Source organism: Candidatus Neomarinimicrobiota bacterium, from assembly GCA_022573815.1.
Lineage (GTDB): Bacteria > Fidelibacterota > SORT01 > SORT01 > SORT01 > JACZTG01.
The window spans coordinates 128,954-146,303 of the sequence record JACZTG010000004.1 but is presented as its reverse complement, the minus strand read 5'-3'; the positions used below and the strand labels follow the sequence as shown (position 1 = coordinate 146,303).

Sequence of the window (17,350 nt, the reverse complement as noted above, 5' to 3'; positions counted from 1 at the left end):
ATGAGTGCCGAGGGCGGGAATCGAACCCGCACGCTCTTGCGAGCGGGGGATTTTGAATCCCCTGCGTCTACCTATTTCACCACCTCGGCGTCGGATATGAATTTAGAAGTTTGTGGTATAATGTCAACAATATTAGATGTAAAGAGCCATCAATATTTTCAAAGGAGGACATTATGAACTTTAGATCACTTCCTGATATGCTAAAAACCAACGCTAATCGGTATAAAGAGAAAGCGGCAATGTCTCTTAAAGTCGATGGAGAGTGGAAAGATATATCCTATGGCGAGCTTGGAGATAAAGTCCGACTGGTGGCTCAAGGATTGGCTTCTTTAGGAATTTCGAAAGGAGATAAGGTCGCATTACTGTCTGAAAACAGGCCTGAATGGGGGATGAGCGATTTCGGTATTCAGGCAACGGGCGCTTTGGTAGTTCCTATATATCCGACGCTTATTTCAAAACAAATCGAATATATTCTACAGAATTCCGGCGCCAAAATCAGTATAGTTTCCAATGCTGAGCAAGCTGATAAGATTACGCCGTTATTTCAAAGTCTTCCGGAATTAGAGTTGATTGTTGTGATTGATGATGATGATAAATCGTCTAATGATAAAATCATATCATTCAGCGAGCTCCTCGAAAAAGGCAAAAGATATGGCGAAAGTAACGAAAACTGGTACCAGGAGAATTTAGATAACATAGACATTAACGACGTGATGACTATTATTTATACTTCGGGTACAACAGGCGAACCAAAAGGTGTTCTGCTTACGCATAAAAATCTGCTCTCAAATATAGAAGGTGTAACGGAAATTATTCCATTAAGTGAAAATGATAAATTTTTATCCTTTCTCCCTTTAAGCCATGTGTTCGAGCGAATGGGTGGTAATTTTCTTCCTTATGCGATAGGAGCGACTGTAGCGTTCGCGGAAAGCATAGAAAAAGTTGCCGATAATATGGGGGAAGTACATCCTACGGTTATGACCAGCGTTCCCCGGTTATACGAAAAAATGCATACAAAGATTAATGTCGCGGTTGAAGCGGGTTCGCCGGTAAAGAGAAAATTATTCAGATGGGCTTTTAAAGTCGGTGACGAGTTTCAGAAAGCTTCGAAAAGTGGGAATGTAGGAGCTGGCTTAAAATTCAAACACGGTCTTGCTGCAAAACTGGTTTTCAGCAAAATTGAAACGCGGTTGGGAGGTAAGTTACGATTTTTCATTTCCGGCGGCGCTCCATTATCAAAGGAGATTGGCGAATTTTTCTCGTACGCGGGTATTACTATTATAGAGGGTTATGGGCTTACTGAAACATCTCCCGTAATATGCGCCGGCAGACTGGACAGCATTGTTTTCGGGACCGTTGGACCGCCTCTGAATAATGTTGAACTCAAGATTGCTGAAGATGGTGAAATCCTTAGCCGCGGACCTCATATAATGGCAGGGTATTACAACAATGAAGAAGCAACAAAAGAAGTCATTGATGATGACGGCTGGTTTCATACCGGCGATATTGGGGAATTGGATGATGCCGGCAGATTAAAAATCACGGATAGAAAGAAGAATATACTTGTCACTGCCGGCGGTAAAAATATTGCTCCCGCTCCAATTGAAAGCCTGTTGATTATGAGTCCACTTATAGAACAGGTATTGCTGATCGGTGACAGGCGAAAATTCATCAGCGCACTTATTGCTCCCGACTTTCAAAATCTTCCTACCGCAGTTGGAGATGAAAACTCATCGCCGGAGGAACTGGTTAAAAATCCTGCTGTACTTAAAATTATGGAAGAAGAAATCGATAGACTTTTGGTTGATCTCCCCAGTTATGAAAAAGTTAAACAATTTATTTTATTGCCTCGCTTGCTTACGATTGAAAACGGAGAAATTACTCCGAGTTTAAAAATAAAGCGTAAGATTGTTATAGAAAAATTTGCCGGTCAAATAGACGCTATGTATGAGGATTAGATTATAGATACCCGCACGGGCAACCCTTAAAATCAGGGAATAATTGGGACAGACGTATAAGGAAGCGGGAGTCGATATTTCCGCCGGCGAGACTGCTGTTAAAGAAATAGGTAATTTAGCTCGTTCCACATTCACCTCGAATGTACTTTCAAATGTGGGAAGTTTCGGAGCTCAGTTCCTCTTTCCCGTTGAAGAATACCAGAAACCGGTTCTTATCTCATCCACCGATGGAGTCGGTACCAAAACTCTTGTTGCGGCTGAAGCGGGCAAATTCGACACTATTGGTGAGGATTTGGTAAATCATTGCATCAATGATATCCTCTCAACAGGAGCAAAGCCGCTTTTTTTTCTCGATTACGTGGGAGTTGGAAATCTTGTCGCATCAACTATGAAAGATATTGTCAGCGGTATGGCTAAGGCATGCAGAGAATCAGGATGTAGTCTCATAGGCGGTGAGATGGCTGAAATGCCGGAGATTTACGGAGAAAACCGTTATGACCTTGTGGGTACGATTGTCGGAGTAGTTGAGAGAGATAAACTTATAGATGGATCGAAAATAGAAAAAAACGATCTGATTATCGCTCTTCGTTCAAGCGGATTACACACAAACGGATATACCCTCGCGCGAAAGGTTCTTTTGAATGAGATGACTTTAGACACATATCACGATGAGCTGGGCACTTCAATCGGAGAGGAACTTCTTAATGTTCACCGCAGCTATTTGACTCCTCTGAGACGTTTATTGGAGATGAATTATGTTACAGGTCTTGCCCACATAACAGGCGGGGGAATAGAAAGTAACAGTTCAAGAGTATTACCTGATGGTCTTTCCTTGAAAATAGATTGGAACTCCTGGACGCCGAATGCCGTTTTTAATCTAATACAACGCATCGGCAATGTACCCTTAGCCGATATGAGACATACATTTAATATGGGAATTGGTTTCACGATAATATGCCGTAAAGATAATTCGGATAATGTCCTGAATATATTAGAGGAGATGAATGAAACCCCTGTTATTATTGGAGAGATAGTGTGAAAAATAGAAATAGATATCGGAGAAACAAGATTATATTAAAATTATTATTCGCAGTGACCATTATATTCGTATCATACGAATCTCTTTATTCTCAGGTAAGCAGGATTGTTTCAACTAAAAACAGTTTCAGATATAATCGGGTAGAAGGCTGGCATATTGGATCAAAATATAATCTGTTTAATCTTAAAGATGGGAAGATAAGGACAGAATTATCAACCGGATATGGTTTTACAAGTGACATTGGGACTTACAGCATCGGAATGAAATATCAAGTACCGAGTTCCATTGGTGTGGAAGGAGGCGTCTTTTATTTTCGCGATGTAGGAACCAATGATCTCAATATAATTGGAAGAACGGAAAATTCGTTGGCGGCGCTCTTTGCCAAAGAAGATTTTCATAATTATTACATAAGCAGAGGCATTACCTCAAATGTTGTATACAGGATGTCCAGAAATCATGAAGTATCTGCAAATTTCCATCTGATTAATTATAAAAATCTCCGAAGTCATGACGTTTTTAGTTTTTCTGATATATTAGGGATTGATAAACATTTTACCAAAAATCCAATCGTTTTAGTAGGGGAAGAACGAAAATTGTTACTCGGTTATACATATGATTCACGCATAAACCAATTTATGCTCACGGATAATTTTGTGGTGAGTGTGGGAATTGAAAAATCAGGTGACCAGTTCGGAGGAGATTTCGAATACAACGGCTACCGGATAGGAATGAAAAAATATAAGAGGACCTTCGGGCCTCAGATGTTGGTTATTAGAGGTTTTCTCGGAGTGCGGGACAAGAATGCAGGAGAACAATTTCTATACGACCTGGGAGGTATAGGAACGCTTCGTGGGTATGGGCATAAAGAATTTACCGGTAACAGGGTTGGGATGATAAATATTGATTACCTGTTCAACCGGACATTAATAAGAAAACTTCCTTTAACTTCATTACCGTTTTACTCGACAATGTCCCTTATTGCTTTTTTTGATGCCGGATGGACGAATCTTGGGAATAGTCCGAAAAACAGTTCATCCTCATTTGACATTGGTGACGTTAAATCAAATATTGGAATAGGTTATTCATTTGGGAGAGACTTGATTAGATTAAACGTTGCTAAACGGTTGGACGGCGGAGATGGCTTTAAAATCACTGTCAGACTTCTTCAGCGGCTATAGAGTATGAATATTTCGGTATTAGGAGCGGGAAGCTGGGGAATGACTCTCGCCATTCATTTATATAAAAATAATCATAATGTAACTGTATGGGAATTTGATAATGCGCAGGTCGAACTCCTCAAAAAAGAAAGAGAAAACAAGATATTTTTACCGGGTATCAAACTACCGGACGATCTGCGGATAGAAAACGATATTAAATCGTCTATTTCCGGAGCGGAAATGATTATTTTTGCGGTCCCTTCACAGGTAGTCCGAATGACTGCGGAAAAAGTCAACAGGGCAGTGGAAAACTGGAAAGATATAAAGGCTGTTGTTTCTGTTGCAAAAGGTTTAGAACTTGAAACACATAAAACGATGAGCACAGTATTAGCCGAGGAACTGAATCAAGGAAGCAATGACCTTATATGCGTATTATCAGGGCCAAGCCATGCCGAAGAGGTTAGCAGAGATATTCCTACGGCGATAGTGGCGGCTTCAACTTCAAACAGCACATCAGAGCTTGTGCAGGAAACATTTTCATCTTCATACCTGAGGGTTTACGCAGGTGATGATGTTGAGGGGTTAGAGTATGGAGGCTCTTTCAAGAATACAATCGCAATTGCAGCGGGAATAGTTGACGGCGCTGGTTTCGGTGATAACACAAAAGCCGCGCTGATGACAAGAGCGCTTGTAGAAATTTCAAGATTAGGTGTTGCTATGGGAGCTAAAGAAGAAACTTTTAGAGGTTTAGCCGGAATGGGCGATATGATAGTTACCTGCTTGAGCCGACATTCGCGGAACAGGCATGTGGGGGAGGAAGTTGGAAAAGGAAAACCGTTGGAGGAAGTATTAGAAAGTATGAGTATGGTGGCAGAAGGTGTCAATACAACAAAGATAATCAGAGAACTTTCGCTTGAATACAATATTGAAATGCCTATATCAGAACAGGTATATAAAGTCCTGTTTGAGAACAAGAGCCCTGAGAAAGCTGTCCGGGATTTAATGACCCGAGATCTTAAATCAGAGCTGCCAAACAGCTGATTTCCGAAGCTATTCTAACCCGATTTGAATTATTTCCGTCTAATTAAAAATTTACTATTCACATCCGCTCTGTTTATTTTTTTGCATCATTCCAACCCAGAAAAGCTGTATGGCGGTGATTTGAAAACGATTCACGGGAATGGCGTATGTGCTGTTCCGCTTCTTCCAAAGGGGTTTTCACGAGAAAATTTCGCAGAGATGACTCTACACGGCGGAATACTCGGTTTAAATAAGATCGGAGCTATAAGAAAATTTTTCACAAGGGAAAATGTCTTAGGAGAGTCTGGGTTCGTTTCAATTGATGCCTTGCTCGTGGCAGAATCAAATCTTGTTGAAGTGTGGGTTGATACAACTGAATGGAACATTAACGTTTTCCAAAGCGATATAGATAAATTAGTTAATTCATTTGAGAATGAAACTCCATCAGCTTCCATAAACCCTAATCAAGGCATTCTTGCTATTGAAATACAATATCTGGGATCGCCGCCTGATATTGATGGAAACGGAAAAGTGATAATTCTTATATTGGATATTAATGATGATTATGATGCAGCATCAAATCCCGCTTTCGTTGCGGGCTATTTTGATCAAGCGGATCAATTGATACCGTCTCATCTTCAGGCTTCCGGCAATTTCGGCGATCTGCTTTATATTGATTCCAACCCCGGAAAACTCGGCAGCAGTTTAATCTTATCTACCGCCGCTCATGAGCTTCAGCATTTGATAAATTATAATTATGACACTAATGAGGATCCCTGGTTAAACGAGGGACTTTCGGAATATGCTACTCTATTGACGGGATATTCAGGTAGAGGGTTCGGGAGGTTTTTATCTCAGACCAATCGAGGCCTTTTAACCTGGGATAATTTGATTCAGGATTATTCAAGAGTAGGATTGTGGGTCACATACACTGCCATGAGACTTGGGCTGGACGCAATAAAAATGCTTGTACAGGATGACAGTAACGGAAAATTATCCGCTGAAAATGTAATCTCGACTTTCCTGCCGGGCAAATCATTTTCAGATTACATATACGAATGGACTATAGCTAATCTCATTGATGACATTTCAATTAAGGATGGAGAATTCGGATATCCCGATATTGATATTCCTGCTCCGATTCCTAAGAATCAATATTTCACGTTGCCAGTTACCGGAATGGGAGAGACCGTTCATTCGTACGCTTCGGTTTATCATGAATTTGCAGGGGGTGAAGAGTTGGGTATATTCACAAGCCTAAAAATACCCTCCAGTATGAAGGCGTCGGTAGTCTCAATCAAGAACACACCGGTCGTAAACGAAATTGTGATAAATGCTAACGGCGAGGGTGAAATTGAAGTAACAGGTTTCGGAACCGAATTCAACCGTTCTTTTTTGGTAATATCATATTTATCTGATGAACTCGATTCAGCAAATTATTTTTATTCGGCTTCGGGATTCGGGGGTTTTGAAACTGTCGAACTTTCTCATGATGACGGCCAATTAAACTTTTTCATAGATTCAGGAAACTCGTCAATCGCTACGTTATTTAGTGGAATATCATCCACCACCTCGCTATTGTCGGCGAAAATATTTATGGGAGTTGATGAGCCAATATCGCTTCAGGTGAGAGAAGATAACGTGAATGCGGCATCTATATTTGAAAAAACAAATATAATTCCTGCCGTGAATGGCTGGACTGAAGTATTTTTCGGCTCAAATGATCTGACCGTAACAGGTCCAATTGCGATTGTTCTATCCGGGGATTCGCTGATCATAGGGTACGATTCTGATACAGACGGAAGCGGTAACGCATTTCGAGAAGACAGTAGTGGATTTTTCCGTCCTCTATCCAATTTTCGAACAACTGATGACCAAACTCTTAATGGGAATTGGATGATTCGATTGCTCGTGAAACAAATTATTGAAGTAGATAAGTCACAGTTCTTCCAAACGGCGATTCGAGGAGACGATTGGTTGAATTTCATCTATTCCAATGGAGCGATTGCCATCCCATATACGGTATCAAGAGAGGCAAACGTGAAAATATACCTCTATGATGTTTTAGGCAGAACAGTTCGCACCTGGACCGACATCGGCGTTAAATCACCCGGAAAAGAACATCAACTGTTATGGAACGGTAAAAACAATTCAGGACATGTCCAATCCACAGGATTATATTTTCTGCGCCTCGATCTCGAAGGAGAAACAGTTGTAAAAAAATTGACGTTGATTAAATAATAAGAATATTAAATCAACTAAGTTTTTCCAATTCCGATTTTATCAGCTCAAAATCAGGTACAACTGTCGGATCGTCTGATGACGTAGCGTATCGAATTATCCCTTCCTTATCAATCAAAAAAGCGGAACGTTTGGCTACGCCCACCATGCCGAAAAAATCGTTATCAAGAATTTCGTAATCTGTAGTTACACTCTTATTAAAATCTGCAAGAAACGAAATCGGATAGTTATTTGCATCCGACCACGCTTTTTGTGAAAACGTAGAATCAACGCTAATACCAAATACTTCCGCGTTAAGATTTTTAAATTGTTCGTAAAATGTATCCCGTATGGCGCAAAATTCGTCCGTACAAACGCCTGAAAAAGCCAACGGATGGAACAGGAGTAATACGTTTGATTTGCCTTTGAATGAACTTAATGTAACGTCTTCTTCCGACCCGGTGGATGATAGTGTGAAATCCGGTGCTTCAACTCCACTGCTTAATGCCATTATTTCTCCGATCTTATTTTTGTTAATTTCTAATATTTATTTAGGAACGGTCTAAATATAGAATATTATGAACGAAGGTCAAGAATTGAGTTTGGAATAATATCAGAAATTCTTCTTGATTTAATCATACCTTATTGAGAACATTCAAATAGCAATATTGTGTTCATATTCGGTAATTAAATATACATCTATGATTGGAGGTAATGTATGGTAACAGTGGGTCAAAAATTCGCTGCTGAATTTATCGGCACGTTTTTTCTTGTATTTATCGGTACAGGAGCCATTGCCGCAGACGTATTCAGCGGAGGAGCGGTAGGGTTATTAGGAGTAGCGCTTGCATTTGGATTAGCCGTTTCGATGATGGTTGCCGCCACGGCAAAAATTTCCGGAGGGCATATTAATCCGGCAGTTACATTCGGTTTGTTTGTCACAGGGAATATCGGCGGAAAAGAAGCAGGAACTTATATCCTGGCCCAATTGCTGGGGGCGACAGGAGCGTCATTTGTTTTAAGTCTCATTTCTCCTAATGCTTCTGTAACAGCATCAAATCTTGGAGTAACATTACCGGCTTCAGGAGTGAGCGCCGGTACGTTAGTGGGATTTGAAATCGCATTGACCTTTATGCTTGTGTTTGTGATTTTCTCCGTCGCAGTTGATCCTAAATCTCAGTTCAAGGGCATCGCAAATTTCGTTATCGGTCTGACTGTAACGTCATGTGCATTAGTGGGCGGGACTATCACGGGAGCATCGCTTAATCCTGCCAGAAGTTTTGGTCCGGCTCTAATTACCGGAACATGGGATTATCAATGGGCATATTGGATTGCGCCTCTTATCGGAGGAGCGCTTGCTGCTTTTGTTTACAGTAAGCTATTTTTATCCGGGAAAGAAGAACAGTAAATTAGAATAACCAACAGAATAAATAACCAAAACGACAGAAAGGGGTAAGAATCATGGCTCATACATTGCCTGATCTACCATACGCATACGATGCGTTAGAACCTCATATTGATGAGCAAACAATGAGGTTACACCACGATATACACCATAATGGCTACGTTACAGGCCTTAACAGCGCGGAAGATAAACTCGCTGCTGCGCGAGAATCCGGCGATTTTTCTCTTGCGAAACACCTGTCAAGGGAATCAGCGTTCCACGGAGCCGGTCATTTGCTTCACACGCTGTTCTGGACGAATATGGGTCCGGATGGAGGAGGAGAAGCCGGTGGAGGCTTAGCGGACGCTATCAAAAATGATTTCGGCGGATTTGATAAGTTTAAGTCACAATTCACCGCGGCATCCAATCAGGTGGAAGGTTCCGGCTGGGGAATCCTGGCGTATAGACCGTTCGACAATAAATTAATAGTATTGCAGGCTGAAAAGCATCAAAACCTGACTCAATGGGGCGTTACGCCTATTTTAGTGCTTGATGTCTGGGAGCATGCATATTATCTAAAATACCAGAATAAACGTCCCGATTATACAAACGCTTTCTTTAATGTAATAAATTGGAGCAACATCGAGGAACGGTTTAGTGATCTAAAGTAAAAGATTAAGTAATACTTAATAGCTACTATCAAGCCTCATATTATCCGTATTTATGAGGCTTGATTACGTTTTCAAATCTCTGAGTGCGATAATCGGAATAATTGATTTCGCATTCTTCCCAGCTCTAACAATCCAGCATCGAAGATTCCCAAATGTGAAAAATTATGAGAACATTGTTTGACATAATAAATTGTAAGAATATCACCTAACCTAACGGTATCTATAGGTTTTATTGATAATAATCCAAACATTACAATATAAGTCCTTTTTGGCACATAAATTGCCCATTCAAGGAAGTAGAGCTGTTTGTTTATAGGAAAAATACGTTCATTGAGTATATATAAGTAAATTAGAGGGGTAACTTATGCAAGTAACAAGGGCTGCGGATTATGCCATGAGAGGTATGTTATACCTTGCGCAGCAAGAGTCCGGGAAATTATCAAACATAAAAGAAATTGCTGATCATGAAAACGTTCCCGAAAAGTTTATGCGAAAGCTCATTCATATACTACATAAATCAGGTTTCATAGAAAGTAAAAGAGGTAAATATGGAGGCGTAAAGCTACTAATAGAGCCGCAATTTATTACAATCCTTGATATATATGAAGCTATTGAAGGTCCGACGGCTATAAATATTTGTCTAAAAGGACCCGGCTTATGCAAAATACAAGATACGTGTCCTATGTGTGATGTATGGAAGCAGGCGCAAGATAATTTGCTAAGAGTTTTGAAACAATACACTTTAAAGGAGATATCAGATAACAAGATTTCAGCCTAAGTTATCTAAATTAGTAAAATATTATGCTGAAGAAGTTTACTTTACAATTTGCTGTTAAATAATTATTTTACTTCCTGATTGATATATGAAAGGAAGATTCAATAGTGTTCAATTTAAAACAAATAAATCCGAAATCTTATAAATTACTTACCACTAAAGCATATGTAAGGTTGATAAGTATTACCTTACTAACCATATCAATTATATTGATATTAGGATGTGGCGGACAGTTCTCAAGGCTTCGTAATATTAACAATAAAGATGATACACCTCAACCATTACTTGAACAAGAATATCATAAGTCGGATTATTGGGGTGGTGCAAATGGAATCTATATATCCGTAGATAAACGGAATTCGAAAATCGGCGGACAAAGTTACGCATCCGTAAAAATAATGAATCATAGCGGCGTCAATCTGAGTTTGAATGTCAAAAGCGACCATTACTGGTTTAAACGCTTTGGGAGCAAGTATTCCCTCTACCGCAGGACCGGAAGCAGGTATCCTCCGAAAATATCAAATACAAGGGAACTCAAGTTTGATTTGGTTGGAATAGAAACATTTGCCAATGTGGACAGTATCTCTTTTATATTTGTTGAAATGGACAGTTTAATAATTACTACCACAGAAAAAAAATGAAACCTGATACGGCTACTGATACAATCGTTGGACGAATAAAAAATTTAACTTACTTCGGAATATTTATAAACTTTTTTCTGATGATTTCAAAGTTTGTCGGAGGTATAATATTTGGTTCGTTTGCTCTGATAGCAGATGCATTTCATACTCTTTCCGATATAGCAACTGATTTGGTTCTTTTATGGGGAGTTATCATCGGTTCAAGGCCGGCAGACTCAAGCCACCCGTTTGGCCACGGTAAATTCGAAACTTTGTCTGGAATGGTGCTATCAGTAGTTTTAATTGGAGTGGGCATCGGTATTGCGAAAGAAGCAGGTAAGTCGCTAATGATAAATTCATATTTGACTCCCGGAATCCCCGTAGTACTTATTGCGATAGTATCGGTTATCTCGAAAGAGTTTATCTATCAGAGGACAATTAAGACTGCGATAGAGCTAGACAGCACAGCCTTGCATGCCAACGCCTGGCATCATCGAAGCGATGCGATGTCTTCAATAGTGGTAATAATTGGAGCCGCATCATCCATGTACGGATTTTTACCGGGTGATAATATTGCGGGTCTGTTTGTCGGGTTTATGATATTTATCGTGGGAGCAAAGTTTATGTACGAAACTGGCAAGGAGCTGATGGAAACATCAGTTAATAAAGAAATCCGAAGTTCTATTCAATCTATAATAGACGGACATCCCGACGTTAAGGGATGGCATCAATTGCGAACCAGAAAGGTGGGAAGGGAGCTGTTCATTGATGTCCATTTATTAGTGAGCAGTGATTTGAGCGTAAGCGCTGGACACTTGATTGCAGAAGAAGTGGAAAAGATAGTTAGGCAAACATTAAAAAGGCCCGCGAATATTATAACTCACGTCGAACCGGATATTCCTTTTGAGAGGAGAATAATTGAAAGTGACGGTTAGTTTGTAATCTAAATTATTAACTCTATGCTTGCCTTTCCGCTAACCTTCCATTATGTTATCAGCAAATAAAATCCTGACTGCTTGCAGGTTAAGTCAACAAAATAAAAAATTCATAGCTGGAGCTCCATTATGAACTCTTTGAAAATTCCAACAGTTCTTCGAATTCTAATATTGACAATAATTCTTTCATCAAATGGATATGCTCAAGATGCTGATGAATCTGCATTGGCATTGAAAAAAAGAGGAGAGGCGTTCAGGAAACCTTACGGAGTTAACACTTTAGACGAACAAGTAGAAGTTGGAATGTGGTTTTCAAATTATGATTCGGTAAGAACAGGGCAGGCAAGTTTTCTGGCAATTTTGTTTACGGACGATAAAAGTATAGTGAAAATGAAAGAAAATACGAATCTAACTATACAGAGAAGTAAGACTCCCACTCAAACACTACGACAAATAAGAATAAATCAGGGCAAGATGAAAATAAAGGTTACTCCTCAGCTGGAAGGGAAATATGAGATAATTACTGCGGTAAGTGTTGCTTCCATAAAAGGAACGGAATTTTGGCTTCTTGTAAATCCGGATGGAACTGATACTTTCATAGGTTTGGAAGGTTCTGTTCAAATATTGAACATTGAAAGTGGGCAATCTATGCTGCTCACGGCAGGTATGACTGTAATTTCACAATGGACAGGCGTTATGAATATCGGCCCTACTGATCCGTCCACTATTCCATCGGATCCTGAAGAAACACCTGAAGATAGCGGTCAGCCGGAAGATTCACAGCCCATTCAAGAAGATACTCAGCAGGCGCCTACCCCTAAACCGGGTAATGGCGGCGGGTCAGGAGGAGGTCTTCCCGGAGGAATGACATTTTCTGCCAGCGTTGGAGCTTCTGTGTTAGACGGACAAGTCTATAATCAAATCAGTCTGAGACCTGAATTTCCGATTGGTCCTCTCGGAATCGGACTTGATCTAAATTTTTATTTTGATGCGGATGGTAATTTAAGAGAAGAAGACTGGGATGAAGCCGGGGATATAATTGATAAAATATTATACATACGGTATCATAATCCTTCAGACCCTACTTACCTGAGAGCGGGAGCATTAACGGGTGTTACAATGGGACAAGGTCTCATAATGGATAACTATTCCAACATGATTGAATTTCCCCAGGTTAGACGGGTAGGATTATTCGGTCATAAGGAATTTGGCAAGTTCAGACTACAGGGTTTGGTTGCGAATCTGAGAGAATTGGGTAATCCCGGTCTTCTGGGCGTACGGGCGTCACTACCCGTAATCGGCAAATTAAGAATAGGCGCTACATATGTCGTTGACGGCGATCAGTTCGGAGGATTGTCTGATAAGGACGGTGATGGTGTTCCTGACGCTTTCGATGATTTTCCGGACAATGATTCACTTTCCATTGATACAGATGGGGATGGAATAGCTGATGAATTGGATTTTGACAGGGATGGAGATGGTTTTACGGATAATTTCCCCGGCTTGAATAATGATGCTGATGGTGTTGAATTGAAAACCACTCTTAATCTCAAAGATACTTCAAGCGCTGTATCCATATTTGGAATAGACTTTGAATATCCTCTTGTCAGCAATAATCTTCTTGGGTTAACACTTTATAGCGAGTTCGCAGCTATTAAAGATTTTGGTTCAGGCTTTGCCATGCCGGGAGTTCGCGCTACAATCGGACCTCTGTTCGTACGAGCAGAATACCGCAGCTATAATTCTCAGTTTGTTGGAAATTATTTTAATCGAACATATGATTTAGAGCGGGTGATTACGATTGAACGGGCTGATGGCAGCATTACAGCCATAACAAGAGAGGATACACTATTAAATTCTATAGTTGATCCTCTTACCGGAGTATTTGGCGGAGCTTCTTTAGATTTTCTCGGTTTGTTAACGTTTTCATCATTTTATTCAAGTATGTCAAGCAGCAACGATTCTCTTCCAAAATTACAGAGTCTGTTTGCCGATATATCAATAAATCCGGTATTTATTCCTAAAATAAGCAGGGCGTCTTTATTTTATCAGCAAACGAATGTTGATAATGTCTTCGATTTTGAAAAGACCCCGAGTACTTTAATCGGGTATGCGATAGGGTATGAAATTGCTCCGAGCATTACTTTGCTTATCCGTTCGCAACAGACTTATGTTGACAAAAATGGGGACGGTAAAATACGGGGAGATGATGAGAAAGTTCGGTTAACTTCCATCGAGACCGTATTCACGTTTTAGGGGTGGAAGGCAGCAGCTCGTTTGGAATAAAGCGCTTGACGCTCTTCTCATCGCTGATAAATGACTAATAAAAGTTTTCTAACGATAATTATCATAATTGTTTTATCGAGTATGTCATGCGCCTTGATACCAAGAAATTTAGAGGAGTATGATGAAAATGTAAATTCAATTACTTTCATTAATCCGATAGGAGTAGATATACGAGCGCCAAACGGAGCTGATATATATCTGTTCAGAGCTGTTTCAATTAAAAAAAGTTTGATGATGGGAGTAGGAGTCGAGTTCGCTCAGGTGATGTTTATGAAAGATTCAGAAACCTTTGTCTCGCTCTTTAATCCGTATTTTTATTATTCACCGTTAGCGATAGTTGAACCTGATGAATTCGGACCTGATGGTCCGAGAGGAATACGAACTCGCCTAATGACATTTTTTTATGCAGGTGGTAGTCTTTTATCTGTTCCAAGAAAAAAGCTGCCTGAAAGTCCATCGCGGTCTCTTTACGACTTCGGCGCCGGCTTAACTTTTATGAGATTTGAGCTCCGCGTCGGAGCAGTATACAAATATCGAAAATCAACGCAACTGCATAGTCTCTTTTATTATGGAGGTCTTTCATATAATCTATTTGGCGGAAAATGGAAGCTGGAATGGTAATATATATTGACAATTCTATCGAACGGTTTATATTTTCTAATGTAATTCAAAAGTTAAAGGAAACCTACAATGCCGACTTATGAATACACCTGCCGGAATTGTTCCAAGATATTCGACATTCTGTATAAAAGTTACTCGGGACAAAATGAAAAACCGGTTTGTCCGAAGTGCGGTTCTTATGATACCAAACGAATGATGTCCGTTTTCGCAGCTGTGGATTCAGCTGGAGGAGCGGAGTCAAAATTCTCAGGATGCGGTTCCGGCTGCGCTTGTGTTTCCGATTGATAATTTGCCTATGGATATAAGAAATGTATTAGACGAGTGGGAGTATGACCCTTATAATTTCACGGTACGACTGATTGAGGGAAAGGACGGTAAGCAGAAAATTCAAATCCGTCTTGATCTTGGAATTCTTCAACTTGAAATGGAGGGACGCCCGGATGGCACTAAGCCTTATGATAAAGAATCGTTACTTGATTATTATTTGCAAAAATTAGAAAATTCCGGAAAAGATGATTTTAGCGTTAAACATTTTTCACTTAATCAAGAAGACTGTGACCAACTTCGCGTTGAGGCAATCCAATATTACCACCGATATATCAGCCTGCTCGAACTTGAAGATTACCCCGGTGTTATCGCTGATACTGAGCATAATATTGGTATCCTTGACTTATTAAGAGAATTTGCAGAAGATAAATCTGATATGATGAGTTATGAACAGTATCGTCCTTATATTTTAATGATTAACACTATTTCTAAAGGACGAATGGCGATGGGTAATAATAATTTTGACCTTGCTTTAAAAAAAGTTAAAATAGGAATAGAACTGATAAATAAGGCGCGCGAAGAACTGAACTTGGGAGATACACATTACGGATTCAGAGAATTACGGTTTCTTGAGGATTGGAAAAATGATATATCATCTGAGTTGACACCGTCTGAACTTAAAGAACTTGAGAAAAAACTCGACAAAGCGATTAAAATGGAAGAATACGAATCTGCAGCTGATTTGAGAGATGAAATTAATCAGTTCAAGTCAAGTAGTAACAATTAGATTATTCCTCATATTGCAATATTTTCTAACCGATTCAGTTACCATTAGAATCGACTGATAAGCCTAATCTCTAATCCTTTAAAAGGCAATAGTTCATAGCAGGTTCCCGCTGTGCAAGCAGTTCCGCCTCTTCGATTGCCCATGAATACTCGGATTTCATTATTTCCCCCCGCATCAAAAGATAAATTCATAGAAGGCCACCATCTTGGATTGGTTTCGATCTCAAAAGTGGATGGGAAATCAGTTTCATCAGGGTCAGTGCTTCTTTCGGCAATAACTCCGATATTAAATGATTGTGATCTACCTATAGATGCAGATAAATACATACTTGAAAAATCAATCGGTGTGAAAAATCTTGTGTCATCGTTTTTATCAAGATAATATTCAAAATCTCTCGTAGCATTTTGAAAAGCGATCTCAATGCTGCTCCCTGTACGTTCGTTTATATTATAATCAAATACAGCTCCGAATGTTTTTCTGTCTGAGATGGCATTAAATTCATCTTTTGAATGTGAAAAATAAATAGCGCCTTTTAAATCACTATTGATTTTATGTGAAATTTCTCCAAACCGCTCGAAATAATTTGTTTCGTTTATAAAAATATCGTTCTTTGCCGTGCTCAGGTTTATGGTCAGAACTGATGTTTCTCTGAAATTATAATTCCCTTCAAATTGGATTCCTTGCTCATTTTTCGGAATAAGGACGTGCGTATCCCTGTTCAACAGTGGATGGGTATGTTCTTTTACCAACGAGGGTGGATCATTTATTCCTAAATTATATCCAATGTAATCCTTGTATTCGGTGCTAAAACTAAAATTTCCGTAATCCAAACTAAATGCTATATATAATGCGTGTGGAACGTTTTTTGAAATCGAAAATCCTTCCGACAATAAATCTCTGTCCCTGCTGCTGTACTCAGCCTCTATATCAATATATAAGTCCTCTATAGCGATAATCGAATGCAGCCATTCAGAATTTAATCGACCGGAAAATGAATATAATTCGTTTTCATCGCCTTGTTTCGGAATGATATGAATATAAGATACACCAAAATCTATCGCGTCAATACCCTTAAAAGTTCCTTCAGCGCCTTCGACGGAGCCACTTCTGCGATCAATATTACCGGGTGAAATAGTACTTTCTACCGGCGTTCCTTTTATTAAATTTATTTGGTAATCGGAGTTATTAAATTGAAGCATCAAACCGTCCAAATCACGAAAAGGAGAATATCTTGAACGAGTTCTAAAGTCTTCAAGAATCACCCCCGGTAAATCAAAAGACCTCATAGAGACGCCGTTCCCGAATATATTATAAAAATTTCCCGCTCTGACTCTAACCTGGTTGGTGCGGTATTCAATATATTTTTGAGATAGAGTAGAATATCCTTCGAGTGAATTGTTGGATTCGTAAGCTTCTAATTTAATTCCAGAATAAAATTGCCCGCTTGTATAGCGGATGTTTAGTTGGTCATAAATTCCTGCTCTGTCATCCTCCCCATTTGTTGAATTACCGACTTGGGTTTCTAAAAAATTAATAACATTTACCTGAGCGTTAAGAGGTTGGGATACTATTAAGATTGAAAATAATATGCAGAATTGAATTTGTGAAAT

At 39.5% G+C, this 17,350-nt stretch carries 16 protein-coding genes and 1 tRNA gene; 14 read left to right on the top strand and 3 right to left on the bottom strand.

The window, feature by feature from the left end:
- Positions 1–5: 5 nt before the first annotated feature.
- Positions 6–89 (bottom strand) — tRNA-Leu (locus IIB39_03085).
- 84 nt (positions 90–173) lie between these two features.
- Between IIB39_03085 and IIB39_03080 the strand changes: the two genes are divergently transcribed.
- The 5 genes from IIB39_03080 (at position 174) to IIB39_03060 (ending at position 7,415) form a co-directional block, all read left to right on the top strand.
- On the top strand, positions 174–1,958 hold the full coding sequence (locus IIB39_03080) for a long-chain fatty acid--CoA ligase (protein ID MCH8927681.1): 1,785 nt from the start codon (positions 174–176) through the stop codon (positions 1,956–1,958).
- A 43-nt stretch (positions 1,959–2,001) separates the two neighbouring features.
- Positions 2,002–2,997 (top strand): phosphoribosylformylglycinamidine cyclo-ligase, encoded by a 996-nt coding sequence (locus tag IIB39_03075; protein MCH8927680.1) that lies wholly within the window; start codon positions 2,002–2,004, stop codon positions 2,995–2,997.
- The gene (locus IIB39_03070) at positions 2,994–4,175 is read left to right on the top strand and encodes a hypothetical protein (GenBank protein MCH8927679.1); all 1,182 of its coding nucleotides are present in this window, start codon (positions 2,994–2,996) and stop codon (positions 4,173–4,175) included. The genes IIB39_03075 and IIB39_03070 overlap by 4 nt, the downstream gene beginning before the upstream one ends.
- 3 nt (positions 4,176–4,178) lie before the next feature.
- The gene (locus IIB39_03065; protein ID MCH8927678.1) at positions 4,179–5,195 is read left to right on the top strand and encodes an NAD(P)H-dependent glycerol-3-phosphate dehydrogenase; all 1,017 of its coding nucleotides are present in this window, start codon (positions 4,179–4,181) and stop codon (positions 5,193–5,195) included.
- A gap of 120 nt (positions 5,196–5,315) precedes the next feature.
- On the top strand, positions 5,316–7,415 hold the full coding sequence (locus tag IIB39_03060) for a hypothetical protein (protein MCH8927677.1): 2,100 nt from the start codon (positions 5,316–5,318) through the stop codon (positions 7,413–7,415).
- A gap of 13 nt (positions 7,416–7,428) precedes the next feature.
- Here IIB39_03060 and IIB39_03055 read toward each other — a convergent pair whose 3' ends face one another.
- Positions 7,429–7,905 (bottom strand): redoxin domain-containing protein, encoded by a 477-nt coding sequence (locus IIB39_03055; GenBank protein MCH8927676.1) that lies wholly within the window; start codon positions 7,903–7,905, stop codon positions 7,429–7,431.
- Between the two features lie 207 nt (positions 7,906–8,112).
- On the opposite strand from IIB39_03055, the gene IIB39_03050 reads away from it, so the two are divergent.
- From IIB39_03050 to IIB39_03010, 9 genes are all read left to right on the top strand, one after another.
- Positions 8,113–8,802 (top strand): MIP family channel protein, encoded by a 690-nt coding sequence (locus IIB39_03050; GenBank protein ID MCH8927675.1) that lies wholly within the window; start codon positions 8,113–8,115, stop codon positions 8,800–8,802.
- A gap of 53 nt (positions 8,803–8,855) precedes the next feature.
- A complete protein-coding gene (locus tag IIB39_03045; protein ID MCH8927674.1) occupies positions 8,856–9,449 on the top strand; it encodes a superoxide dismutase in 594 nt (197 codons plus the stop codon).
- A gap of 364 nt (positions 9,450–9,813) precedes the next feature.
- Positions 9,814–10,227 (top strand): Rrf2 family transcriptional regulator, encoded by a 414-nt coding sequence (locus IIB39_03040; GenBank protein ID MCH8927673.1) that lies wholly within the window; start codon positions 9,814–9,816, stop codon positions 10,225–10,227.
- Positions 10,228–10,331: 104 nt separating this feature from the next.
- The gene (locus IIB39_03035; protein ID MCH8927672.1) at positions 10,332–10,865 is read left to right on the top strand and encodes a hypothetical protein; all 534 of its coding nucleotides are present in this window, start codon (positions 10,332–10,334) and stop codon (positions 10,863–10,865) included.
- Complete coding sequence (locus IIB39_03030; protein MCH8927671.1) at positions 10,862–11,779, top strand: cation transporter; 918 nt, start codon at positions 10,862–10,864, stop codon at positions 11,777–11,779. The genes IIB39_03035 and IIB39_03030 overlap by 4 nt, the downstream gene beginning before the upstream one ends.
- 129 nt (positions 11,780–11,908) lie before the next feature.
- Positions 11,909–14,035, top strand: coding sequence for a FecR domain-containing protein (locus IIB39_03025; GenBank protein ID MCH8927670.1), 2,127 nt, complete (start codon positions 11,909–11,911; stop codon positions 14,033–14,035).
- 60 nt (positions 14,036–14,095) lie between these two features.
- Positions 14,096–14,686, top strand: coding sequence for a hypothetical protein (locus IIB39_03020; GenBank protein MCH8927669.1), 591 nt, complete (start codon positions 14,096–14,098; stop codon positions 14,684–14,686).
- A gap of 69 nt (positions 14,687–14,755) precedes the next feature.
- The gene (locus tag IIB39_03015) at positions 14,756–14,971 is read left to right on the top strand and encodes a zinc ribbon domain-containing protein (protein MCH8927668.1); all 216 of its coding nucleotides are present in this window, start codon (positions 14,756–14,758) and stop codon (positions 14,969–14,971) included.
- Positions 14,972–14,981: 10 nt separating this feature from the next.
- Positions 14,982–15,740 (top strand): UvrB/UvrC motif-containing protein, encoded by a 759-nt coding sequence (locus tag IIB39_03010; GenBank protein MCH8927667.1) that lies wholly within the window; start codon positions 14,982–14,984, stop codon positions 15,738–15,740.
- A 44-nt stretch (positions 15,741–15,784) separates the two neighbouring features.
- Here the strand turns inward: IIB39_03010 and IIB39_03005 are convergent, their stop codons facing one another.
- Entirely contained in the window at positions 15,785–17,026 is a 1,242-nt protein-coding gene (locus IIB39_03005; protein MCH8927666.1) for a hypothetical protein, read from the bottom strand.
- Positions 17,027–17,350 lie beyond the last annotated feature (324 nt).